Annotated in this window: 23 protein-coding genes; 6 read left to right on the top strand and 17 right to left on the bottom strand. The window is 65.4% G+C overall.

Going from position 1 to position 22,217, the window contains the following annotated elements; all coding sequences use genetic code 11:
• Nucleotides 1-43 precede the first annotated feature (43 nt).
• The 5 genes from rlmD to AC3WMU_RS05065 all read right to left on the bottom strand — a co-directional run bounded on the left by rlmD (nucleotide 44) and on the right by AC3WMU_RS05065 (nucleotide 5,885).
• The gene (rlmD, locus tag AC3WMU_RS05085; protein WP_006222283.1) at nucleotides 44-1,561 is read right to left on the bottom strand and encodes a 23S rRNA (uracil(1939)-C(5))-methyltransferase RlmD; all 1,518 of its coding nucleotides are present in this window, start codon (nucleotides 1,559-1,561) and stop codon (nucleotides 44-46) included.
• 106 nt (nucleotides 1,562-1,667) lie between these two features.
• On the bottom strand, nucleotides 1,668-2,849 hold the full coding sequence (locus tag AC3WMU_RS05080; protein WP_492281943.1) for an MFS transporter: 1,182 nt from the start codon (nucleotides 2,847-2,849) through the stop codon (nucleotides 1,668-1,670).
• Between the two features lie 95 nt (nucleotides 2,850-2,944).
• Complete coding sequence (locus AC3WMU_RS05075) at nucleotides 2,945-3,853, bottom strand: LysR substrate-binding domain-containing protein (RefSeq protein WP_492281942.1); 909 nt, start codon at nucleotides 3,851-3,853, stop codon at nucleotides 2,945-2,947.
• 25 nt (nucleotides 3,854-3,878) lie between these two features.
• Nucleotides 3,879-4,226: an Imm51 family immunity protein gene (locus AC3WMU_RS05070; protein ID WP_035212214.1), complete on the bottom strand. Its 348-nt coding sequence runs from the start codon at nucleotides 4,224-4,226 to the stop codon at nucleotides 3,879-3,881.
• Between the two features lie 105 nt (nucleotides 4,227-4,331).
• Nucleotides 4,332-5,885, bottom strand: coding sequence for an MFS transporter (locus AC3WMU_RS05065; RefSeq protein WP_492281941.1), 1,554 nt, complete (start codon nucleotides 5,883-5,885; stop codon nucleotides 4,332-4,334).
• Between the two features lie 97 nt (nucleotides 5,886-5,982).
• Here AC3WMU_RS05065 and AC3WMU_RS05060 point away from each other — a divergent pair, with 97 nt between their 5' ends.
• Both AC3WMU_RS05060 and AC3WMU_RS05055 read left to right on the top strand, forming a co-directional pair.
• Nucleotides 5,983-6,858, top strand: a complete 876-nt coding sequence (locus tag AC3WMU_RS05060) for a LysR family transcriptional regulator (protein ID WP_492281940.1) — start codon at nucleotides 5,983-5,985, stop codon at nucleotides 6,856-6,858.
• Nucleotides 6,859-6,964: 106 nt separating this feature from the next.
• Nucleotides 6,965-7,615 carry an imm11 family protein gene (locus AC3WMU_RS05055; RefSeq protein ID WP_492281939.1) on the top strand — a complete coding sequence of 217 codons (651 nt, stop codon included), beginning with the start codon at nucleotides 6,965-6,967 and terminating at the stop codon, nucleotides 7,613-7,615.
• Nucleotides 7,616-7,710: 95 nt separating this feature from the next.
• Here the strand turns inward: AC3WMU_RS05055 and AC3WMU_RS05050 are convergent, their stop codons facing one another.
• The 6 genes from AC3WMU_RS05050 to surE form a co-directional block, all read right to left on the bottom strand.
• Nucleotides 7,711-8,463: a TorF family putative porin gene (locus AC3WMU_RS05050; RefSeq protein ID WP_006222290.1), complete on the bottom strand. Its 753-nt coding sequence runs from the start codon at nucleotides 8,461-8,463 to the stop codon at nucleotides 7,711-7,713.
• Nucleotides 8,464-8,808: 345 nt separating this feature from the next.
• Nucleotides 8,809-9,438 carry a hypothetical protein gene (locus tag AC3WMU_RS05045; RefSeq protein WP_006222291.1) on the bottom strand — a complete coding sequence of 210 codons (630 nt, stop codon included), beginning with the start codon at nucleotides 9,436-9,438 and terminating at the stop codon, nucleotides 8,809-8,811.
• Nucleotides 9,439-9,604: 166 nt separating this feature from the next.
• Nucleotides 9,605-10,384, bottom strand: coding sequence for a 3'-5' exonuclease (locus AC3WMU_RS05040; RefSeq protein ID WP_088587275.1), 780 nt, complete (start codon nucleotides 10,382-10,384; stop codon nucleotides 9,605-9,607).
• A complete protein-coding gene (locus AC3WMU_RS05035) occupies nucleotides 10,381-11,241 on the bottom strand; it encodes a peptidoglycan DD-metalloendopeptidase family protein (RefSeq protein WP_006222293.1) in 861 nt (286 codons plus the stop codon). The genes AC3WMU_RS05040 and AC3WMU_RS05035 overlap by 4 nt, the downstream gene beginning before the upstream one ends.
• Nucleotides 11,242-11,258: 17 nt before the next feature.
• Complete coding sequence (locus AC3WMU_RS05030) at nucleotides 11,259-12,083, bottom strand: protein-L-isoaspartate(D-aspartate) O-methyltransferase (RefSeq protein WP_006222294.1); 825 nt, start codon at nucleotides 12,081-12,083, stop codon at nucleotides 11,259-11,261.
• Complete coding sequence (gene surE, locus AC3WMU_RS05025) at nucleotides 12,068-12,826, bottom strand: 5'/3'-nucleotidase SurE (RefSeq protein ID WP_006222295.1); 759 nt, start codon at nucleotides 12,824-12,826, stop codon at nucleotides 12,068-12,070. Before surE ends, AC3WMU_RS05030 begins: the two co-directional genes overlap by 16 nt.
• A 190-nt stretch (nucleotides 12,827-13,016) precedes the next feature.
• On the opposite strand from surE, the gene plsY reads away from it, so the two are divergent.
• Nucleotides 13,017-13,655, top strand: a complete 639-nt coding sequence (plsY, locus tag AC3WMU_RS05020) for a glycerol-3-phosphate 1-O-acyltransferase PlsY (protein ID WP_006222296.1) — start codon at nucleotides 13,017-13,019, stop codon at nucleotides 13,653-13,655.
• A 59-nt stretch (nucleotides 13,656-13,714) separates the two neighbouring features.
• Here the strand turns inward: plsY and tsaD are convergent, their stop codons facing one another.
• Entirely contained in the window at nucleotides 13,715-14,746 is a 1,032-nt protein-coding gene (gene tsaD, locus AC3WMU_RS05015; protein WP_006222297.1) for a tRNA (adenosine(37)-N6)-threonylcarbamoyltransferase complex transferase subunit TsaD, read from the bottom strand.
• 111 nt (nucleotides 14,747-14,857) lie between these two features.
• On the opposite strand from tsaD, the gene AC3WMU_RS05010 reads away from it, so the two are divergent.
• The 3 genes from AC3WMU_RS05010 (at nucleotide 14,858) to AC3WMU_RS05000 (ending at nucleotide 17,998) form a co-directional block, all read left to right on the top strand.
• Nucleotides 14,858-16,150, top strand: a complete 1,293-nt coding sequence (locus AC3WMU_RS05010) for an NCS2 family permease (RefSeq protein ID WP_006222298.1) — start codon at nucleotides 14,858-14,860, stop codon at nucleotides 16,148-16,150.
• Between the two features lie 274 nt (nucleotides 16,151-16,424).
• Nucleotides 16,425-17,423 (top strand): LLM class flavin-dependent oxidoreductase, encoded by a 999-nt coding sequence (locus tag AC3WMU_RS05005; protein ID WP_006222299.1) that lies wholly within the window; start codon nucleotides 16,425-16,427, stop codon nucleotides 17,421-17,423.
• Nucleotides 17,424-17,623: 200 nt separating this feature from the next.
• Complete coding sequence (locus AC3WMU_RS05000; RefSeq protein ID WP_006222300.1) at nucleotides 17,624-17,998, top strand: thioredoxin family protein; 375 nt, start codon at nucleotides 17,624-17,626, stop codon at nucleotides 17,996-17,998.
• A 60-nt stretch (nucleotides 17,999-18,058) separates the two neighbouring features.
• Here the strand turns inward: AC3WMU_RS05000 and AC3WMU_RS04995 are convergent, their stop codons facing one another.
• The 5 genes from AC3WMU_RS04995 to AC3WMU_RS04975 form a co-directional block, all read right to left on the bottom strand.
• Nucleotides 18,059-18,646, bottom strand: a complete 588-nt coding sequence (locus AC3WMU_RS04995; protein WP_088587587.1) for an IMPACT family protein — start codon at nucleotides 18,644-18,646, stop codon at nucleotides 18,059-18,061.
• A 33-nt stretch (nucleotides 18,647-18,679) separates the two neighbouring features.
• Complete coding sequence (locus tag AC3WMU_RS04990) at nucleotides 18,680-19,477, bottom strand: transporter substrate-binding domain-containing protein (RefSeq protein WP_492281938.1); 798 nt, start codon at nucleotides 19,475-19,477, stop codon at nucleotides 18,680-18,682.
• Between the two features lie 15 nt (nucleotides 19,478-19,492).
• Nucleotides 19,493-20,266 carry an ABC transporter permease gene (locus AC3WMU_RS04985; protein WP_006222303.1) on the bottom strand — a complete coding sequence of 258 codons (774 nt, stop codon included), beginning with the start codon at nucleotides 20,264-20,266 and terminating at the stop codon, nucleotides 19,493-19,495.
• Nucleotides 20,263-21,261 carry an ABC transporter substrate-binding protein gene (locus AC3WMU_RS04980; protein ID WP_006222304.1) on the bottom strand — a complete coding sequence of 333 codons (999 nt, stop codon included), beginning with the start codon at nucleotides 21,259-21,261 and terminating at the stop codon, nucleotides 20,263-20,265. Before AC3WMU_RS04980 ends, AC3WMU_RS04985 begins: the two co-directional genes overlap by 4 nt.
• A gap of 67 nt (nucleotides 21,262-21,328) precedes the next feature.
• On the bottom strand, nucleotides 21,329-22,099 hold the full coding sequence (locus AC3WMU_RS04975; protein ID WP_006222305.1) for an ABC transporter ATP-binding protein: 771 nt from the start codon (nucleotides 22,097-22,099) through the stop codon (nucleotides 21,329-21,331).
• Between the last annotated feature and the right edge of the window lie 118 nt (nucleotides 22,100-22,217).

Genomic DNA, 22,217 nt, shown 5'->3' with positions numbered 1-22,217 from the left:
GTCAGAACGACGGGCCGGGACTGTCCCGGCCCGTTGCGCAGCATCAGCCCTGAGGCTGGCTGGCGTCTTCGGAAGCCTGTTCGGCCTCGGCGGCCACGCGGGCGTGGTACGCATCCGTCGCCGCCTGCTTGGCAGCCGCCTTCTCTGCGGCGGCGGCGGCCTTGGCCTCTTCCGCTGCCACCGCATCCGCCGCCGCCTGGATGGCGCGCTGGCGCGCGCGTTCCTTCACTTCCAGCACGCCTGCGGCGTCCAGCGATTCAAACACCGCAATCGATTCCACATGGCCCGTGTGCGGGAACATGTTGATGACACCGGCGCTCTTCAACACGTAGCCGCCTTCATGCACCAGGATGGCGGCGTCGCGCGCCAGCGTGGCCGGATTACAGGACACGTAGACGATGCGGCGCGGACGCTCTTCGACAGACAGTTCCGACAAGGCTTGCGACACGGCATGCGCGCCTTCGCGCGGCGGATCGATCAGCATGCGGTCGAAGTAGCCCAGGCTGCGCAGCCAGTGCGCATCCACCTCGAACAGGTTCAGCGTGGCGAAGCTGGTGCGGTCGCCCAAGCCATGGCGCGACGCGGCGTCGAACGCGCGATCGGTCAGCGTCTTGCTGCCTTCCACGCCCACCGCTTCGCGGCCTTGCGTGGCCAACGGCAAGGTGAAGTTGCCCAGGCCGCAGAACAGGTCGGCCACGCGGTCGGTGGGCTGCACGTCCAGCAGTTTCAGCGCGCGCGACACCATCGCGCGATTGATGGCGTGGTTGACCTGCGTGAAATCGGTCGGCCGGTACGGCATGCGCAGGCCGAATTCCGGCATCGTGTAGGCCAGCGTGTCGCCATGCTCGCGCTCCATGGGGTGCACGGTGTCGGGGCCCTTGGACTGCAGCCACCATTGCACGTTGTGCTCGGCGGCGAAAGCACGCAGGATGGCGATGTCGCCATCGGTCAGCGGCAGCAGATGGCGAAGCACCAGCGCCGTCACGCCTTCGCCCAGCGACACTTCGATCTGGGGCATGCGGTCCGGCGCGGACATCGATGCGATCATTGCGCGCAGCGGCATCAGCAGGTCGCTGACGTGGCGCGGCAGCACGTGGCATTCGCGCATGTCGGCCACGTAGCTGCTCTTGCGTTCATGAAAACCGACCAGCACGCCGCCCTTTTTCGGCACGACCCGCACCGACAGGCGCGCGCGGTAGCGGTAGCCCCAGGTCGGGCCTTGCAGCGGCGGCAGGATCAGCGCGGGGCGCAGCTTGCCTACGTGCCAGAAGGTGTCTTCCAGCGACCGCTGCTTGATGGCCACTTGCGTGCTGGGCTCCAGGTGCTGCATGGCACAGCCGCCACAGACCCCGAAGTGCGGGCAGCGCGGCACGACCCGCTGTGACGAGGGGCGCATCACCTGATCCACGCGGGCGATTTCGTAAGACGGCTTGCGGCGCAGCGTCACGGTGGTGACCCGTTCACCCGGCAGGGCCCCTTCCACGAACACCACTTTCCCGTCGCGACGGGCGATCCCCCTGGCTTCCAGGTCCAGGGACTCGATACTCAAAACGTCTGACATCTCACGCAGTCCAGAATTACACGCAACCCAATATTGTAGAAGGACTCTGGCCATTCGCGAAAATGGTCTTTCATGGGGCCGGACCGCCCCGCCGGACGGACGTGTTTCAGGCCGGCTGGCGCCCCGGCGACCGCGCCGACTGCAGCCACAACGCCCCCATGGCCGCGACCGCCGCCGCTGCGCCGGCCAACGGCAGCGCCGGCAAGCCAGCCCAAGCGATCGTCAGGCTGCCCAGCCCGCCCCCCACCGCGGTTCCCAGATTGAACGACGCGATGTTCAGCCCCGCCGCCACAGCCGTGGACTCAGGCACATGGCGTTGGGCCAGCTTCAGCAGCCGCAGCGTCAGCACGGTCACGATGCAAAAGAACACCAGCCCCAGCGCGCCGGCCAAAGCCACGACCGCCCAGCCGGACTGCCGGAATCCGTACAGGCCGAGCAACGTCGCGGTCAGCCCGGCCAGCGCCAGCAACGCCGCGCGGTCCGCATCCATCTTGTCGACCAGATAGCCGCCCAGCAGGTTGCCGGCAATGGAGAACACGCCGAACAGCAGCATGGCCGCGCTCAGCCGCTGCACGTCCGCCCCCGTCACCTGCAGCAGATACGGCGAAACAAAGGTGAAGAAGCAGAACGTTGCCACGCTGACCAGCGCGCCCACGCCGGCGGTCATCAGCATCCTGGGGTGCGTGATGGCCCGCAAGCCCGCGCCCACACTGGGCCGGTTCGCCGCGGGTGCAGAAGACACGCCCTTGCCGGGCATACACCACAGCAGTCCGCCCAAGCCGATCAGCGCCAGCACGCCGATCGCCGCGAAAACGGCCCGCCACGACCAGATGCTGCCCAGAAAGGTGCCCAGCGGCACCCCGAGCGCCAGCGCCAGCGTCAGGCCGATCCACACCACGGCGACAGCGCGCCCGGCGCGTGCCTCATCCACGAGCCGGGTCGCGGCGTCCGACGCCACCGCCATGAAGACCCCATGGGCCAGCCCCACCACGAAGCGCACGCCCAGCAGGATCGGCAAGGTGCCCGACAGGCTCATCAAACCGCTGCCCACGGCCAGGACGGCCATGGACCACGCCAGGGTGCGGCGGTCGCGCCAATGGGCCACCAGCGCAGGGATCAACGGCGCGCCGATCGCGGCGCCGAAGGCGTAGGCGGCAATGGAGGTCCCGACCGCCTCGATCTTGGCGTGCAGGCCATCGGCCATCGCCGACACCAGGCCGGCCACCACGAATTCAGACAGGCCGAATGCAAAGGTGCAGACGGAAAAAACATAGACAGCAACAGGCATGGCACGCTTAAACTCGACAAAGACCTGCCGAGCTTAGAGGGCTACCTACGCGCCGTAAAATATATTATTTATTGCTAAACAAGACGCTGTACGTCTTAATCGGCACGCCCGAGCGACTGCAGCAACGCGTCGACCAATCGGTCGCGCACCGGGGATGCGCGTTCGAAATTCCACCCGATCAAGAGATCCAGATGCCGCAAAGGCGCCGGCGCGTCGGCAGCGATCGGCCGGAAGACGACATCCACGCCCGCGGTCTGGGCCAGCGATGCGGGCAGCAGCGCCACGCCGAAGCCCGCAGCCACCAGCGCCACCACCGTCTGCAACTGCCGCGCTTCCTGCGCCACCCGGGGCACGAAGCCGGCCGACTGGCACAGCTGGATTAACTGATCGTGAAAACCTTGCCCCAAGCGCCGCGGCGATGCGACGAAGGGCTCGTCTTTCAGGGCGGACAGCGCCACCACGGCATTGCCCGCCAAGGGGTGCGCGGCCGGCAAGGCCACATGAATCGGTTCGCGCAGCAAGGTCTCGAACCGCAGGCTCGGCGTCGTGGCGCCCGGCGTGCGCATGAATCCGATGTCCGCGCGGCCCGCTTCCAGGGCCTGCACCTGCTCATGCGTCGTGGCCTCCTGGAGCGTGAACGCGACAGCCGGATGCGTGCTGCGGAAATCGCGCAGCGCGCGCAGCAGCGAGGCATACGGCGCGATGTTGATGAAGGTGAGCGTCAGGTGCCCATCCATCCCCTGAGCCACGCGGCGCGTATGCGCCACGCCTTCTTCCAGCGCATCCAGGATGCGCCGGGCAGACTCCAGGAATGCGGCGCCCGCCGGCGTCAATGCCACACTGCGGTTGGTGCGTTCAAACAGCGTCGCGCCGATCTCGCCTTCCAGCCGGCGGATCGCCTGGCTGAGCGGCGGCTGCGCCATATGCAGGCGCTCTGCCGCTCGATTGAAGTGCAGCGTTTCCGCGACGGCGACAAACTGCCGCAACAAGCGGGTTTCGATCATTGAGACGCCCACCGTCGGTCAGGGGTCAGTCCAACTCGGCCCGGGAGAACAGGTCCTGGATCTGCCTCCAGTCTTCACATGCGGCCTTGAAGCCGACGATGAAGGCCTTCAGCGCTTCGCTGTCGGAAGAATAGGCGCAGAACGTGTCCGCTTCGGGATCAAAATCAATCTGTTCAGAGAGCTCGGGCATTTTTTCATTCAGAAAGACCAGCGCCAATGACGCCCAGTCGTAGCCCGAACCCACAAAACCCTCTTGCCTGCGGCGGCGGAAGACCTCTTCCTTGTACTCCCCAACGGTGAGGATGACTGAAAAGCTGCCTTCGTATTCCATCCAGGAAAAAGGCTTGATTGATTCTTCGAAATCGATGGTCACTGCGCTCAAAGCTCCTTGAATAGCCTGCCGCCCCGGTGGCGGCATGGGTCAACACCGCGCAAATATACCTTTGCGCGATGCCGATGGCGCGACCATTAAAGGCAATTATCGAGTTTCCCGCAACGTGAGCGCGGAATCGGGCAACACGCGGGCCTTCCATGGCGAGAACGCCAGCAGGCTGATCACGGCAAAAACGAACGCGCTGCCGGCGCCATATGCCATCACCCATCCGAAGCCGGACAAGAGCGCGGCCTGCAACGCGCCAGCCCCTTGGCTCAGGTGAGAGAAGAGCCCCTCGTGCTCCAGCACGGCCAGGTCGCCGGCGGCGATCTTCTCTGCAAAGAGGCGCAGCCCCGGTCCGTCGGACACCGCCAACGCTTGCGTCAAGTACGCCATGACACCCTCGACCAGGACCAAGCCCATCAAGGCGATGCTGAAGGCCAGGGACGTCATCCGTGCGCTCATGTCGGCGCCCGACGCCATCCCCGCCCGCTCGCGCGAGACCGCGGCCGTGATCGTATTGGCCACCGGCGTGTTCGTCAGCCCCAGGCCCATGCCGGCGACGACGCAGCCCGGCAGGATCCACCAGCCCGGTTGCGCAGAATGGCTGCCGAACGCCATCAGAAGGAAACCTGAACCGATGAGGCTCAAGCCAGCGGGAATCACGAATCCCGGGTGGTACCGCAAGGACAGTTTTTCCCCGACCGGCGGCATGAAGAGCGTGGGCAAGGTGTAGGCCAGCAGCGCCAAGCCGGTCTGCACGCTGTCGTAGCCCAGGCCGCCGTGGAAATAAATCGGCAAGTAGATGATGAATGGCCAGAAGCTGAGGTTCATCCCTACCGAACCCGCGAGCGCGCCGGAGAAGTTGCGGCTGCGGAACACGGCGAAATCGATCATGGGGTGGCGGCTGCGTTTCTCGGCGGCGATGAATCCGATGAAGCTGGCGACCGACAGGCCGATGATTCCCAATGCCACCGGACTTCCGAAGCCCAGCACCGGGCCTTGCGTGACGAACAGCACCAGACAGAATACCGCGACGGAAAGCGTCAGGATGCCCGCGATATCCAGGGGCCGCACTTGCGGATCGCGCGATTCCTCCACCGCGGCGTAGGCCAGGACCAAGGTGATCACCGCCAAACCGCCATGCACCAGGAAAACCCATTCCCAGCTCGCCAGCGCTAGGATGGCGCCGCCCACGATCGGCCCGAAGCCCAGGCCGACGCCGAAGACGATGCCCCACCATGAGAACGCGGCGCCCCGTTCACGGCCGTCGCGGAACTGGCTGGACAGAATCGCCACCTGGCAGATCAGCATCATCGCGGCGCTCAGCCCCTGAAGAAAGCGCGCCACGATCAGGACCTGGATATCTTCCGTCAGCCCGCACACGAGCGAGGTCACGCCGAAGGCAATGATGCCGACCATGAATAGCCGCTTGCGCCCGTAGCGATCGGCCAGCGTGCCCGTGGCCATCAGGATGGTCGTCATCGCGATGGTGTAGGCGGCCATCACCCACTGGAGCTGCCTGAAGCTGGCCCCCATGGCGTGTTCGATCGTCGACAGGACTGGCGGCACGCTGGATATTTCCAGGCCCAGCATCAGTGCGGAAAGGCAGATGGAGGCCAGGGCGAGCTTGCCCCGGCGCGAAGAGACTGCGGTCATGAGTGAGCATCCAGACTAAGGTGCACGCATGGTAGGCTCCCGCCGTCTATTCCACAATGCTATGCTTGGATATATCAGAAACAACAATTTCGGATAGATGATGACCAAGCCTACGCTGGATGTGGACGCCGTCCAGGCCTTCGTGAGCATCGCGGAATTTCGAAGCTTCACGAAAGCGGCGGACGCCCTGGGCACGACCCAAGGCGCGATCAGCGTCAGGCTCAAACGCCTGGAAGACCGCTTGGGCCAGAAGCTGATCGAACGGACGCCGCGGCACGTGCGGCTTTCCGCGCAGGGCGCAACCTTCGTGAACGGGGCGCGCGAATTCCTGGCCGCGCACGACCGCGCGCTGGCGTTGCTGGACGCCGAACGGCGGCATTTCAGGCTGGGCATCGCCTCCCACATAGCGGGGCCGGAAACCCCGACCTTGCTGGCCCGGCTGCACGAACGCGATCCGGCGCTGAGCATCGAGGTCCGGCTGGACAATTCAAACGCGCTGCTGGACGCGTTCGACAATGGCGACCTGGAAGCCGTGATCGTCGGCCAGGAGGATGACCGCCGCGACGGCGAAGACCTCGGGCCTGAACATTTCGGCTGGTTCGCCGCCCCGAGCTTTGAATGGCGCACCGGCGAACCGCTCAGGCTGGCTGCCTTGATGCCCTGCTGCCAGGTCCGCAACACGGCGATCCAGGCCCTGGACCGGAACGAGATCGCATGGAACGAGGTCTTCGTAGGCGGCGGCTATGCCGTCATGGCAGCGGTCTCGGCCGGCTTGGCGATCGGCGCCCTCGCTTGCCGCCTGGCGCCGGCCGACACAATCGAAGTCGGCGCACGCTTTTCGTTGCCCGCCCTGCCCGCCTCCCGCATCACGCTGCACTCGACGCTGACGGACTCGCGGTCGCGCGACGCGTTGCGCACGATCGCAGCCGCCTACCGCGAACACCGCAGCGTCAGGCCTAGCGGCATTCGGTGAGCCCCCCAACTGTCTCAGTTCGGGCCATCCTTGACCCTCGCCAGCCCGCGGCTACGATAAGCCCACCCACGGGAACCTTTTCACCCCCTCTCCATTTTAGAAACCTATGAACGAGCAGACCGCCATTCCCGTTTCAGTTGATACCGAGTCCTGCAAAGGCAGGTTCTTTCTCATTGATCCAAGCCTCGGAGGTAATGGTCAGGTTTCGGGGCTGGAGTTTGCGAACGAAGACGCACTGATCCACCCCAGCATGAATATTGTCGAGCGACCGACTGGCGAACCCGATCAGTATCCCCAGCGGCCACATCTGATGCTCGTGCCGGACAAAGGGGGGCTACCGCGCGACTTTGAAGTGCTGGCAGGCATCTGGGTTGTCTCCGAGGCACTCAGGCAGGTATTCCTGCGTGTAGACCCCGAAGCATTCGCATTCGTCCCATGCGACTTCACCCTTGCCGACGGCTCTCCCGGTCCGCAGTACTACCTCTGCAATGTGCTGCGCACACTGAATGCACTGGACGAAGCCCGATCGCGGGTGAAGATCAAGCTTGAGTACGACCCCCAGACTGGCCAGGACGTAAAGCTGTACAGCGTGGTGGGTGGAGCGAGTCTGGTCTTCAAAGCAGACGCCGTGGCAAATGCCCACATCTTTCGCCAAGAGCGCTTGGGTGCTTCTCCTATCTGCGACCGGGTGATGTCTGATGCCCTGGTTGCGGCGAAGTTGAACGGTGTCCGGCTACGAGACGTAGCGGAGCTCTAAAAAAAAGGGGAATTGATGGGGACTGCCCATCAGGCAGTCTCCATCAATCCCCCAAAAGGCCGACGCGTTTTCAAGGCGCCGCCACGGATTGCAATTCAGAATGCGCGCGATACCGAGAAGACCGCGCCCAGACGGCCCGACGGGTGGCCGTATTTGGTGGGCAGCCAGTTGTCCTTGGTGGCCCCGACCGCGGCCAGGCCCAGCACCCAGCCCTTCAAGTCCTTCGTCACGCCGACCTTGTAGTCGACGTAGTGGCCAATCGAATCGCCGTCCATGTTCGATTGGTTCTTCAGCTTCTGATAGCCCAAGTGGCCAAGCAGGCCCCAGCCGTCGCCCAGATCGAACGTGGCCGTGCCGTCCAGGTACCAGGTGCCTTTGCTGTCCGGCGTGCTGAAGAAGTCGCTGGGCGTGTACGAATACTTCAGCGAGTAGTTGCCGTAGGACGCGCCCACGTACAAGTCGGTATTGTTGTAGTTGCCGCCCTTGGGGGAACTGGAACCCGGGTAGTAGTAGTGCAGCACGCCGGCGTCAAGCGTGAAGCCGCCACCCACGTCGCCCTTCCAGCCACCGTAGAAATCCATTTCCAGGTTGCCGTCGGTGAACACGAAGTTCGAGACGTTGGAGTTCCAGTTGCCCAGGTAGAAGCCGGAGCTGTGGGTCAGGTCGATACCCAGTTGCACTGCGGGGCGGAAGTCGGTCTGCGAGTAACCGCGGAACCGGTAGTCGCTGGCAATGGTGGCGTTGCCGCTAAGAGAAAAACCGCCCCCCAGATCGGTGGGTTCAGCCTGGGCCGTCGAGGCGAAACAAGCGGCAAGCGCAAAGGGCAAGGCTAGCAACGTCTTCTTCATGGTGCGGAGTCCTGATCGGATTTAACGAGGAGGAGGACGGCCTTGCGGCGCATCCCTCTGACCGGCTTTGCAGCGGTGAGTTACCGGCTCACTTTCCAACAAGCAATGTCTGTGCCAGGTTTCAAGCGGGTGACAATCGGCTGTCGGGCCGTTGAAAACCGCTTGCCATGCACCAGAAGCGTGCGGGTGCTCCGCCTCCATTTGCGGCCCGTGCGTCAAAACGGGGAATCTGCGCCAAATTGGAGCGCCGTACCCTCGCCCCAGCAAAAAAACCCCGGTCCGCGCAATGCGCGTCCGGGGTTTTGCGTCAGGCCGCAGCGCCTTCCGGCGCCAAGTAGGGCAGGCTTAGCTCGCCGACTGCGGGGGCGGCGGCGGGGGAACGTCGCCGGCAGCCGGCGGAGCAGGCGGCGCGCCGCGGCCCTTGCCGCCATGGCGCCCTTCCATCTTGGCGTGGCGCTCCTGCATCTTGGCTTCGCGGTCCTTCACCAGCTTTGTCACCTGGCCGCGCTGCGTGTCATTCAGGCTGTCCCAGACGGCGAGCCACTGGTCACGCACCTGTTGGCCCTGCGCACGGAACTGGTCACGCGTCTGGTCCGATTGCGCCATCAGGGCGCGCGGATCCAGCTTGCCGCTGTCCAACTGGGACTTCAAAAGGTCGTGGCGCTTGCCGCCGGAGGCGCGCATGGCTTCGTGCAGGCTGCGTTGGCCGTCCTGCGCGGTCTTGAACAGCGCTTGCTGCTTGTCATCCAGCTTCAGTTGATCGACCTGCGCCTTGGAGACGGGGCCGATGCCGGGGATGAACAGGCCGTCGCGCATGCCCTTGTGGAATTCGCCACGCGGGCCGTGGTGCATGGCGGCCGGGCCACCATCAGCGGGAGGAGGCGGCGCAGCCATGACGGAACCGGCCACCAGACCGCCCGTCGCGGCGACAAATGCAAGAGCGGCCAAATTGGAGCGAATAGCGAATCGGGACATGTTGTGTCTCCTGAAAGTGAAGAAAGCGAGACCATTGTGCGATCCGCCCGGTTTCAACCGGGTTTCGTCCCCGCCATCCATGTTTCAGTCGATTGCGCATCCGCCAGACGTGAAGACGGGGCCTTGCCGGCCCCGTGCTTCGTCCTCGCCAGCCCTGCGCAACGCGTCAGGGCGCGTCCCAGGCCGCCATGTATTCCTTCCAGTGCGGCGCGTCGCTGGCGGACAGCGTGTCGCGCACCAACGCGATTTCCGCGTCGTAGCCGGTGCGGTCCAGTTCGCCGCGCAAGAAGCGGAAGCGGCAGTACACCAGCCACGTGTTGACGACGTCAGTCTCGCAATAGGCGCGGACTTCGTCGGCACGGCCCGTGCTCCAGGCCTCCCAGACCTTGCTGCCGTCCATCCCGAGCTTGCCGGGAAAGCCGCACAGCTTGGCCAGGTCATCCAGCGGCGCGTTGGCGCGGCCGTTGTACTTGGCCAGCACGTCCATCAAGTCCAGATGGCGCGTGTGGTAGCGGGCGATGTAGTTGTTGAACTTGAAGTCGCGGTCTTCTTCGCCCATGTCCCAGTAGCGCGGCGCGGGCACGCCCAGGATCAGGCTGCGGTAATGCAGGACGGGCAGGTCGAAACCCGATCCGTTCCAGCTCACCAGCTTGGGCGTGTAGCGCTCGATGGTCTTGAAGAAGCCCGCCAGCAAGGCGGCTTCGGGATCATCGGGCTGGCCCAGCGTCTTGACGCGGAAGCCCTGGTCGTCGCGGAACACGCAGCCCACCACCGCCACCTTGTGCAGGTGCAGCGGCAGGAAATCGTGGCCAACGGCCTCGCGGCGGGCGGTCAGCGCGCGTTCGACCACTTCCTGGTCAGGTACCTCGGCGCCCCAGCCGTTGAGCTTGCGCAGCCCATCGGCGTCGGGGATCGTTTCAAGGTCGAATACCAGGGTTGGCGTCATTTGGCGGGCAGGTACTGCATCGGGTCGACCGGCGTGCCTTGGCGACGGATTTCGAAATGCAGGCGCGGCGACGTGGTGTCGCTTTGGCCGAGCTCGGCGATCTTGGCGCCGCGCTTGACGTTCTGGCCCGTCTTCACCAGCAAGGCGCGGTTATGCGCGTAAGCGGTGATGAAACCGTTCTGGTGTTCGACGATGATCAGGTTGCCCAGACCACGCACGCCGTTGCCGCTGTACTTGACCAGGCCATCCGCCGCGGCGGTGATCGGGTCGCCCAGCGCGCCGGAAATGTCGATGCCCTTGCTGCTGGCGTTGAAGGTCTGCACGATCGCGCCGTTGGCGGGCCATGCCCAGTTGATGACGCTGGCATCCGCTGCGCGCGGCGAGGGCTTGACCTCGACCGGGGCAGGCGCCGGCGTGGCCGACGAATCAGGCGGAGGCAGCGATGCGACCGGCGCTTCGGGCTGATCCAGCGGCCGCGGTTGCGGCTTGGTGCTGGCGATGGGCGCGGGTTGCGCGCCGCCGCCCGACCCACCGGACATCTTCAAGACCTGGCCGACCGAGATCTGGTTGGGGTCGCTGAGGTTGTTCCAACGCTTGACGCTTTCGATGTCCACATTGTTGGCACGGGCGATCTTGTAGAGCGTGTCGCCCGGCTTGACCACATAGCTGCCGCCCGGCTGAGCCGCCGGTGCGGGTTGCCCGCCGGTCATGTCGACCACCGGTGCACGAGTCCCTTTCGATGCGCAGCCGGCCAAAATGGCCAGGCTGAGCGCCCCCGCGATAAAGAGCGGGCGGCGCAGGCGCGTCATGGACGCGCCCATAGTCATATCGGTCAGTTGCAACTGCCCGTTGAGCATACGTTTCTCCTGTTTGCTCAAGATTGTATTCCGGCGCGTAGCGGCACAAAGCGCACGGCCTCTAATTCAGTTCGTTTCCAGCTGGCCGCGCCAGTGCGTTCGATCAGCACCAGGCGCTGGTTCGAGCCCCCTTCGGGAGCGATGAGGCGTCCACCCGGCGCAAGCTGCGTGAGCAGCGCTTGCGGAATGGCCAGGCCAGCGGCAGCCACAACGATAGCATCGAACGGGGCCACGCCGGGCAGGCCCAAGGTGCCGTCGCCATAGATCAGTCGAATCCGAGTGGTCAGCCGCAAGGCGCGCAGATGCTCGCGCGCGAGCTCGTAGAGTCCGCGGATGCGTTCAATCGAATGGACCTCGCGCACGAACTGCGCAAGCACCGCCGCCTGATAGCCGCAACCCGCACCCACTTCGAGTACACGGGTTGGCGTGCGGTCTTCGCACACGGCGGCGATCATGCGCGCCACGACCCAGGGCTGCGAGATGGTCTGCGAATGGCCGATGGGCAAGGCGGCGTCTTCATACGCGCGGCTGGCCAGCGCTTCATCGACGAAAAGATGGCGCGGCACGGCGGACATGGCGTTCAGGACGCGCTCGTCGGTGACGCCCTGGCTGCGCAGACGCTGCACCATCGCCTGGCGCAGGCGGTCGGAGTTCAGGCCCAGGTTGCTGCCGGCAGCCGCCACGGGCGCCTGGGGCTGACGCGGCAAGGTCGCCGCGGAAATGCGGGTATTGCTATTGGCGGGCGTGACGCCGGGGCTGAGCCGGCCGGAGTCATAGCGGACCGGGCTGGGCCGGCCCGGCACCGCCTGGGAGACATCGGGTTGGCTTATGCGTTTGCGCATAGCGGCTCTGCCCAAGTGCGGATTTCATCCAGTTGGCTGTGCTGGGTCAGGTCCAGACGCAGAGGCGTGACCGAAACCGTGCCCTGCTCCACCGCGTGGAAATCCGTGCCCGGAGTGGCATCAGCAGCCAGGCCGACCGGGCCGATCCAATAGACCGTGTCGCCGTAGGGCGTCGTGGTGCGCACCACAGGCTGCGACGGGTGCCGCTTGCCCAGGCGCGTGACCGCAAAACCGTGCATGTCCTCGAAACGCCGGTTGGGGATGTTGACGTTGAGCAGCACCGGCGCCGCCAGGGGCTTTGCCAGATGCCGTTCGACGACCAGCCGGGCGGCGCGCGCCGCGGAATCGATGTGCTCCCAGCCTTTTTCGGCCAGCGAGAACGCGATGGCGGGAATGCCGAACAGATAGCCTTCGCTGGCCGCGGCGACCGTGCCGGAATACAGCGTGTCGTCGCCCATGTTGGCGCCGTTGTTGATGCCGGACACGACCAGGTCCGGACGCGTGTCCATCAGCCCCGTCAGCGCCACGTGGACGCAGTCCGACGGCGTGCCGTTCACGGCGATGAAGCCGTTGGACGCGGTGCGCACCGACAGGGGCCGATTCAGCGTCAGGGAGTTGGAGGCGCCGCTGTGGTTGGTCTCGGGCGCGACGACGGTTAAATCGCCCAAGCCTTGCAGCGCCGCTACCAGCGCTTCGAGCCCAGGGGCCGAGTAACCATCATCGTTCGAAACCAGAATTCGCATTGTGCATCCGAAAGAAAATAAAACGCGGGTGGACGTGTCGGATTGTACCGTCCGCAGCCCTACCCTGTATGTCAGTCTTGCCACCGCATGTCGGCCGAGGCGCCGGCGCCACGCTCGATAACCCGTAGCCAGGGGTGGCGCCCGGCGCGGTAGAATCCGCGCCATTACGACAACAACGGACTCCCTTTCCATGGCGATTACCGAACCCTCCCTGGTGTTCACCGCTGCGCTCATCGTGCTGGCCTACCTGATCGGCTCCGTGCCGTTCGCAGTGGTCGTCAGCAAGCTGATGGGGCTGCAAGACCCCCGTAGCTACGGGTCCAAGAACCCTGGCGCCACCAATGTGCTGCGTACCGGCAACAAGACGGCCGCCGCGCTGACCTTGCTGGGCGACGCCGCAAAGGGATGGTTCGCGATCTGGCTGGCCGAAAGGCTGGCCCCGGGCATCGCACCCACGGGCCTGGCCCTCGTGGCCCTGGCCGCCTTCGTCGGGCACCTGTACCCCATTTTCCTGGGGTTCAAGGGCGGCAAGGGCGTGGCGACGGCGCTGGGCGTGCTGGTGGCCATCCAACCGTGGCTGGCCGTGGCGACCGCAGCCACTTGGCTGATCATCGCGGTGTTCTTCCGCTATTCGTCCCTGGCCTCGCTGGTGGCGGCGTTCTTTGCCCCGGTGTATTACGTCTTCGGTTCGGGGCTGGCCTGGTACGCGCAACCGGCGATGGGTGTGGCGCTGGCCGTGATCGGCGTGCTGCTGTTCTACCGCCACCGCGCGAACATCACCCGCCTGATCCAGGGCACTGAAAGCAAGATCGGCGGCAAGAAGAAGTAAGTCTTGTCCCCAACGGAAATGGGCGGCCTGGCCGCCCATTTTCATGTCTGCAAACCCGTTCAAGCGATATCGGCCAAGTCCCAGCGCGGCTTGACGGTAAAGCTGTGCGCATCCGGATCCAGCGTCACGAGCCCCGCTTTCACCCGCTCGGCCGCCGCGAAAGCGATCATCGCGCCATTGTCGGTACACAGCTCCAGCGGCGGGAAATAGGCTTGTGCGCGCAGCGGTTTCAACGCCGCGGCCAGCTTGGCGCGCAACAGTTGATTGGCCCCCACGCCGCCGGCCACCACCAGCCGGCGCAGGCCGGTCTGTTTCAAGGCCTTGATGGCTTTGGCCGCCAGCACGTCGACGATCGCGCCCTGCGTGGCCGCCGCCAGGTCGGCGCGGGTCTGGTCGTCCAGCCCGCCGTCCTTTTCCGCGGCCTTGACCCGGGTCAGCACGGCGGTCTTCAAGCCGCTGAAGCTGAAATCCAGGTCGCCGCTGTGCAGCATCGGGCGCGGCAGTTCAAAGCGCGACGCATCGCCCTGCCCGGCCAGCTTGGCCAGGGCCGGGCCGCCGGGATAACCCAGCCCCATCAGCTTGGCCGACTTGTCGAAGGCTTCGCCGGCGGCATCGTCCAGCGTTTCGCCCAGCAATTCGTAGCGCCCCACGCCATCCACGCGCATCAGCTGCGTATGGCCGCCGGACACGAGCAGCGCCACGAAGGGGAAATCGGGCCGCGGATCGGCCAGCATGGGCGACAGCAGGTGGCCTTCCAAGTGATGGATGCCGATCGCCGGCAAGTGCCGAGACCAGGCGAACGACTGCGCCACGCTGGCGCCGACGAGCAAGGCGCCCGCCAGGCCGGGGCCGGCCGTATAGGCCACGGCACCGATGTCGGACATCTGCAGGCCGGCCTCTTCCAGCACCTGGCGGGTGAGCGGCACGACGCGGCGGATGTGGTCGCGCGAGGCGAGTTCCGGCACCACGCCACCGTATTCCTGGTGCATGGCGATCTGGGTATGCAGCGCGTGCGCGAGCAGTCCCCGTTCCGTACAGACGGCTGCGACACCGGTTTCGTCGCAGGAGCTTTCAAAGCCGAGAATAATCATGGCGGCAGAGTTTACAACTGATGCGAAAATACGCCTGTTTTTGAAATTGCGGGGGCCATCCGGCACCCGCCCACAACAACCTACAAGCCTGCAAACACACTGGGGACTCGAATGCTGGAGAAGCTATTCAAGCTGCGTGAACACGGGACCACCGCGCGCACCGAGATCGTGGCCGGTCTGACGACCTTCCTGACGATGTCATACATCATCTTCGTCAATCCGGACATCCTGTCGTCCACCGGCATGGACCGCGACGCCGTTTTCGTGGCCACCTGCCTGGCCGCCGCGCTGGGTTCGCTGGTGATGGCCCTGATCGCCAACTGGCCGATCGGCATGGCCCCCGGCATGGGCCTGAACGCGTTCTTCGCCTTCACGGTCGTCAAGACGATGGGCTACACCTGGGAGCAGGCGCTGGGCGCCGTGTTCATCTCGGGCGTGATCTTCCTGATCCTGACGATCTCGGGCATTCGGGTGTGGCTGGTGAAGGGCATCCCGCATTCGCTGCGCAGCGCCATCGCCGCAGGCATCGGGCTGTTTCTTGCCATTATCGCGCTATCGAGCGCCGGCATCGTCGTCGCCCATCCGGCCACCAAGGTCTCTTTGGGCAATCTGACGACGCACGGTCCGCTGTTCGCGATCCTGGGCTTCTTCATCATCGCCTCGCTGGACGCGCTGCGCGTGCGCGGCGCGATCCTGATCGGCATCATCGTCGTCACCGTGCTGTCGATGGCGCTGGGCTACAACGAGTTCAAGGGCATCTTCTCGGCCCCGCCCAGCCTGGCCCCCACCTTCCTGAAGCTGGACATCCTGGGCGCGCTGCATAGCGGCTTCGTGCACGTGATCCTGGTGTTCGTGCTGGTCGAAGTGTTCGACGCCACCGGCACGCTGGTCGGCGTGGCCAAACGCGCCGGCCTGGTGCCGGAAGGCCGCCCCAACCGACTGGGCCGCGCGCTGTTCGCCGACAGCACCGCTATCGTCGCCGGCTCGGCGCTGGGCACCAGCAGCACCACCGCCTTCGTGGAAAGCGCGTCGGGCGTGCAGGCCGGCGGCCGCACGGGCATGACCGCGCTGGTGGTGGCCCTGCTGTTCCTGGCCGCACTGTTCATTTCGCCCCTGGCCGGCGCCGTGCCCGCCTACGCCACCGCGCCCGCCCTGCTCTACGTGGCCGGCCTGATGATGCGCGAACTGATCGACATCGACTGGAACGAAGTCACGGAAGCCACGCCCGCCGCCCTGACCGCACTGGTGATGCCCTTCACGTACTCCATCGCCAACGGCATCGCCTTCGGTTTCATCAGCTACGTGGTGCTGAAGACGGCCACCGGCAAGGTCCGCGACGTGCACCCGGCCACGTGGCTGGTGGCAGTGCTGTTCGTGATCCGCTACGCGTTCTTCCCCGAATAAGCCGTTCCGGGGCCACCCGCCCAAAAAGCCGCCCGGCGCCCTGCCGCGGCGGCTTTTTTGTGGGTAACGCCTGCGCAGCGTGGGGGCGACCTTCCCCCAATGGCGGCGATAGCCCCTGGCAATACAACCCGCCCGGCCATAAGGTTGCTGCGGCCCCAGGTTGAATTCGCCGATACACTCCCCATGTATCACGGTATATGGAGTTCACCTTGCGCCTTGCCCGCTTTGCCACCGCGTTGCCCCCCTGTCCCGCCCGTCTTCCGGAGATGTCCGCATGAGCACCCTTGCGCGCATCCCCTTTTCGGTCCTGGACCTGGCCCCTATTGTGCATGGCCGTGACGCGGCCGACGCCTTCCGCAACACCGTGGCCGTGGCTCAGCATGTGGAGCGCCTGGGCTACAAGCGCTTCTGGCTGGCTGAACACCACAACATCAACGGCGTGGCGTCCAGCGCGACGGCGGTGCTGATCGGCCACGTGGCCGGCCACACCAGCACGCTGCGGGTCGGTTCGGGCGGCATCATGCTGCCCAACCATGCCCCGCTGATCATTGCGGAACAGTTCGGCACCCTGGAAACGCTGTATCCAGGCCGTATCGACCTGGGTCTGGGCCGCGCGCCCGGCAGCGATGGCGCAACGCAGCATGCCCTGCGCCGCGGTCCGCGCAGCGGCCTGGAGTTTCCGGCGCTGGTCGAGGAATTGCGCGGCTTCCTGGCCGCCTCGCGTCCCAATCAACCGGTGCGCGCCATCCCCGGCGAAGGCCTGGACATTCCGATCTGGCTGCTGGGCTCCAGCGATTTCAGCGCCCGCCTGGCTGCCGAACTGGGCCTGCCGTTCTCGTTCGCGGGCCATTTTTCGCCTGAAGGCATGGCGGCGATGCGCCTGTACCGGCATCTTTTCAAGCCCTCGGCCACGTTGTCGCGCCCCTACGCCATGATCGGCGTGCCGGTGATTGCGGCTGAATCCGACGAAGCGGCGCAGCGCCAGTCCACCACGCAGCAACTGAAATTCCTGTCGCTGGTGCGCGGCAACCGCCTGCAACTGCAGCCGCCCGTGGACAGCATGGACGGTTTGTGGAACGAATGGGAGCGTGAAGCGGTCAATCAAAGACTGGGTGCTGCCATCGTGGGCGGGCCCGAGACCGTCAAGCGCAGGCTCGAGGCGCTGGTGGCCGAAACCGAGGCCGACGAAGTCATGATCGTGTCCGACTTCTTCGACATCGCGGACCGCCTGCGCTCCTTCGAAATTGTCGCGTCGTTGAAGAACGGCGCCTGAGTCTTCATAAAAACCGCGGCCTGAGGGCCGCTGACCGCGCTCTCCATAGCGCCAACCATTGCGACGCCGCCACCGGCGGCTCTACTATTACCTCTAGAGCGCGTGGCACGTAAAGCGTCGCCGAATCAGGTCCGGGACAGGAACATCCCGGATCTCTGACACCGCCTTTTTTGCGCCGCGCTCCGCGGCAAGGATCCAAAATGAGTATTGTTGAACTCACCAAAGACAGCTTCCAGGACGCCATCACCCCCGACGGCACCCTGATCGTCGACTTCTGGGCTCCCTGGTGTGGCCCCTGCCGTGGTTTTGCGCCCGTTTTCGAGCAAGCCGCGACCGAGCACACCGACGTCACGTTCGCCAAGGTGAACACCGACGTAGAGCAGGAATTGGCCGGCGCCCTGGGTATTCGTTCGATCCCCACGCTGATGGTCTTCCGTGAGAAGGTCCTGCTGTTCTCGCAACCCGGCGCCTTGTCGGGCGGCCAACTGAACGAGCTGCTCGCCAAGATCAAGGAAGTGGACATGGAAAAGGTCCACCAGGAAATCGCCGCGGCGCAAGACAGCCAAAACGCGTAAACATGTAAAGGGGCCCGATCAAGGGCCCCTTTCTCTGGCTCGCGCGCCATCAGGCCGCGGTCACGACACCTGTTCCCAGGCCGAGCGCCCTCGCGTGATGTTGGCGACGGTGACCTCCAGGTCACCCACCACGCTGCGGGGCACCACGAAGCACAGCGCCACGCCCTCTTCATTGAAGTCTTCTTGCTGGATGACCGCGCCGGCTTGCGCCAGGCGCGACTTCAGCAAGGCCAGCTCGGCAAAGCCGCAGGTGCAGGTGACGGTGGCCAGGTCCACGATTTCGGTCCGTTCGCCCAAGCGCAGGCAATTCGCCGCGCATCCGCCGTATGCCCGCACCAGTCCGCCCGCCCCCAGCTTGATGCCGCCGTACCAGCGCACCACCAGCACGGCCACGCGGTCCATGTCCTGCCCTTCGATCGCTTGCAGTATGGGGCGGCCCGCCGTCCCGCCGGGTTCGCCGTCGTCATTGAAGCGGTATTCCTGTCCGATGCGGTAGGCCCAACAGTTGTGGGTGGCCTCGGGGTCGCTGCGCTCGGCGAAGAATCGCATCGCTTCGTCCACCGTAGAAACCGGTGCGGCGTAAGCGGCAAAGCGGCTTTTCTTGATGTCTTCCTGATACGAGCAAGGAACGGTCAACGTGTGCGTCATGCCCGGCATTGTAAGTGCTGGCGCGAAGCCGTTCTAACCGTGGCAGTCGGCCACTTCCTGGTCCAGATAGACGTCGAACGCGACGTCGCGTGCCCATTTGGCGGTCATTGCCTTCCAGGCGCCCGCGCGGTCCCAGGCCCGCATCTCTTCCGCCAGCAAGGCGCGGCCGGCCGTGTCACCGACCGGCAGCAGCCACACGCGTTCGCGCCGGGCGCCGTCCGCGGCCAGCGTGGACGAGAATTTCTTCCACTCGGGAAATCGCACCAGGGGTTCCCAGACGGCGTCATCCACCAGCCCGATATCGCAACTGCCTTCACGCACGGCAACCAGTGCATCGGACGGCACGCGATACGTGCGCACCACCGCCCCCCAGCTTTCGGCCAGGGCGCGGGCTTGCGTCGCCGCCTCGGCCATGCAGACGCTGCGGCCGCGTACGTCGGCTGGCTTGCGCATCGTGGTGTCACTGCGGATCAGCGCCTTGGGACGCGCGCCGTAGCCCGTGGTTTGCACGGCAACGGTTTGCGGCTGGGCGCCAGCACTATCCGCCAACACCAGGTCCACCTGGCCCGCCGCCAGCGCGGCGGCGGCCTGATCGGCCGGCACCTGCTGCAGCCGCACGGGCAAACCCAGCCGCTGGCCGAGCTTGTCGGCCATCTGCGCATCCAGGCCGTCAGGGGTGCGGATCTTGGCCCCCGCCGCCGGCGGCGGCGCCAGATACGGCACGCCCACCACCAGCTCGCCCCGCGCCTGAGCGGCGGCGAAGCCGGTGGTCTGCGCCTGCGCGATGCCGGCAAGCAGCGTGCAGGCAGTCAGGGCAACAAGGCGAATCATGCAAGGCTCCGGCACTTAAACGTATTGATAGCGCAGCAGGCGATGCTTGAGGTTTTCAAGCACGAACTGGTCGATCAGCGCGGCCAGCACGGCGATAACCAGGATGTTGGTCATGACGCCCGTCATGTCGGCGATTTCACCCGAATAGGCCAGCGACCGGCCCAGTCCCTTGCCGAAGCCGATCAGCATTTCGGCCGAGATCAGCGCCCGCCACGCATTGCCAAACGCCAGTTGCGCGCCCGTGATCAGTTCAGGCATCACGGCCGGCAGATAGACGCGTTTGACCAGGCCCCAGCGCGTAGCGCCCATGACGCGCGCGGCCGACACGTGCACGCGCTGCACGGATTCGGTGGCGTTCATCACACTGAGCGCGGCCGGAAAGAACGCCGACAACGCAACCACGACGATGATGGGCGTATTGCCGAAGCCCATCACGATCAGGAACAGCGGCACCCAGGCGATCGACGGAATCGACTGCAGGATGACGATGGCGCTGCGCAGGACTTCACGAAAGAAGAACAGCACCGCGGCGACCAGGCCGAAGCCGATCCCCGCCGCCAACGCCAGGCCGTAGCCTGCGCCCAAGCGGCCCAGGGTGCCCAGCAGGCTTTGATGGAACGATTGCTTGCCCAGGTCTTCGAACAGGCGCTGCACGACGGCAGGCACGCCCGGCATCAGGAAATCCGGCAGCGCGAACGCTGCCAGCTGCCACAGGGCAAGTATGAACAGGACGCCCAAAACGCCCGCAAGATGCTTGCGGGCGCCGGTCACTCGGGTAGACGAGCTCAAAGTTTGCGCGCCTCTTGCCAGGACAGGTCGACGATGCTGGACACGTCATACGGCTTGCCGTCGCGCGTCTTCAGCGAACCCTGGGCCTGCAGGATGTCGGCGATTTCCTGCATGCGCGCCGTATCTTTCTCGGTCAGCTTGGGCGTGAACACCTGCGTGCTGATCGCCTCGGTAATGACGGTTTCACGCGGCAGTTCGCCACGATGCAAGGTCTTGAGCGTGGGCTCGGCGATGAAGTAGGAAGCGATCAGCTTGGACGCCTGCGCGGGTTCTTTCTGCAGCAGCGTGATGGCCTGGTTCTGCGCGTCCAGCGCCTTCCAGACATCGTCCTTGCGCTTGGCCAGCGTTTCGCCCGAGGTGATCACCACCATGCACGGGAACGGCCAGGCCTGGCCCACTTCGTAGATCTGCTTGACCGGGGCCACCAGTTGCGCGATGCGGTCATAGGGTTCGAACAGGAAGGCCGCGTCCACGCGCTTGCCCACCAGCGACTGCACGGCCACGGCGGGGCTCACGCCCATGACGTTGACGTCGTCGGCGCCCAGGTTGCCTTGCTTGAGCACGACGCCCTTCAACACGACGTCCGCGGTGCTGCCTTCCGCTTGGGACGCCAGCGTCTTGCCCTTCAAGCCCGCGATGTCCTTGATGCCGGAATCATCGCGCACGATCAGCGAGTGATAGCCCTGCTGCGCGCCGCCCACGACTTTCAGGTCCGCGCCCTTGGAGGCCCAGGCCACCGCGTTGGTAAAGCCCAGCACGCCAATATCCAATTGGCCGCCCACGATCGCCTTGATCAGGTCGGTGCCCGACTTGAATTCGATCAGTTCGGAGTCCAGGCCCGCCTTCTTGTAGTAGCCGCCCTCTTGCGCCACGATCGCCTGCGCGTCGTCCATCACGCGCAGATAACCCACGCGGAATTTCTCGGCGGCCATTGCGGGGGCCGCCGCCAGCAGCGCCGCAGCCAGCGGCAGGGTCAGCCATTGCTTCAATTTCATGAGAGGAGCTCCAGGGAATTCAAGATCGGCAGCGCCACGGCGCCACCGGAACGGAAAAGCGTGTAGGTCAGGCGGCCAGCGCCAGATCGGAGTGGGCTTGCGAGCCATCCACCCCGATGCCCAGCAGGCGCAGGATCTCGCGCTTCTCGGCGGCCAGATCCGACAGGTCGTGGGTCTTCTCGCGATGCGCCAGATTGAATTCGCGCAGCACGCGCGCCGGGCGCGGGCTGAAGACGACGATGCGGTCGGCCAGGAACAGGGCCTCGTCCACATCGTGCGTGACCAGCAGTACGGTCGGCTTTTCTTGCGCGATCAGCTCGCGCAGCACGTCCTGCAGGCTCAGGCGGGTCAGCGCGTCCAGCGCACCGAAAGGCTCGTCCATCAGCATCGTCTTGGGCTGCGCGATGAAGGCGCGCGCCAATGCGGCGCGTTGGCGCATGCCGCCCGACACCTGATGGGGGTAATAGTGTTCAAAGCCGCCCAGGCTGACCCGGGCCAGCCAATGGCGCGCGGCCTCGCGGGCGCGCTTCTTGGGCGTGTTCTGGAATTCGAGGGCCAGCGCCACGTTGTCTTCAAGCGTCAGCCACGGATACAGCGCGTGTTCCTGGAACACCAGCGTGCGGCTGGGGTGCGGGCCGCTGATCGCCTGGCCATCGGCCAGCACGCTGCCTTGCGTGGGTTTTTCCAGGCCCGCCGCCAAATGCAGCAGCGTGGATTTGCCGCAGCCCGACGGGCCGACCAGGGCGACCAGTTCACCGGTCTTGATTTCGCTGGTAAAGCCGTCCACGACGGGCAGGTCACCGAAGTGCTTGTGGACGTGGTCGAAAGTCAGGTTCATGGATCGAATCGTGGGCGCGCGTGGGAACGAGGCCTAAATCTAACAATTCGTTATATGAATTCAAACGATCAATATTGAATGTCTTAACTTCTTTTGGTTATTAACCGCAGCCCTTGGG

The organism is Achromobacter sp. FW305-C-13, assembly GCF_058783475.1.
Note: the sequence above shows the minus strand (reverse complement) of the source record. Positions and strands in the feature narration are given on the sequence as shown.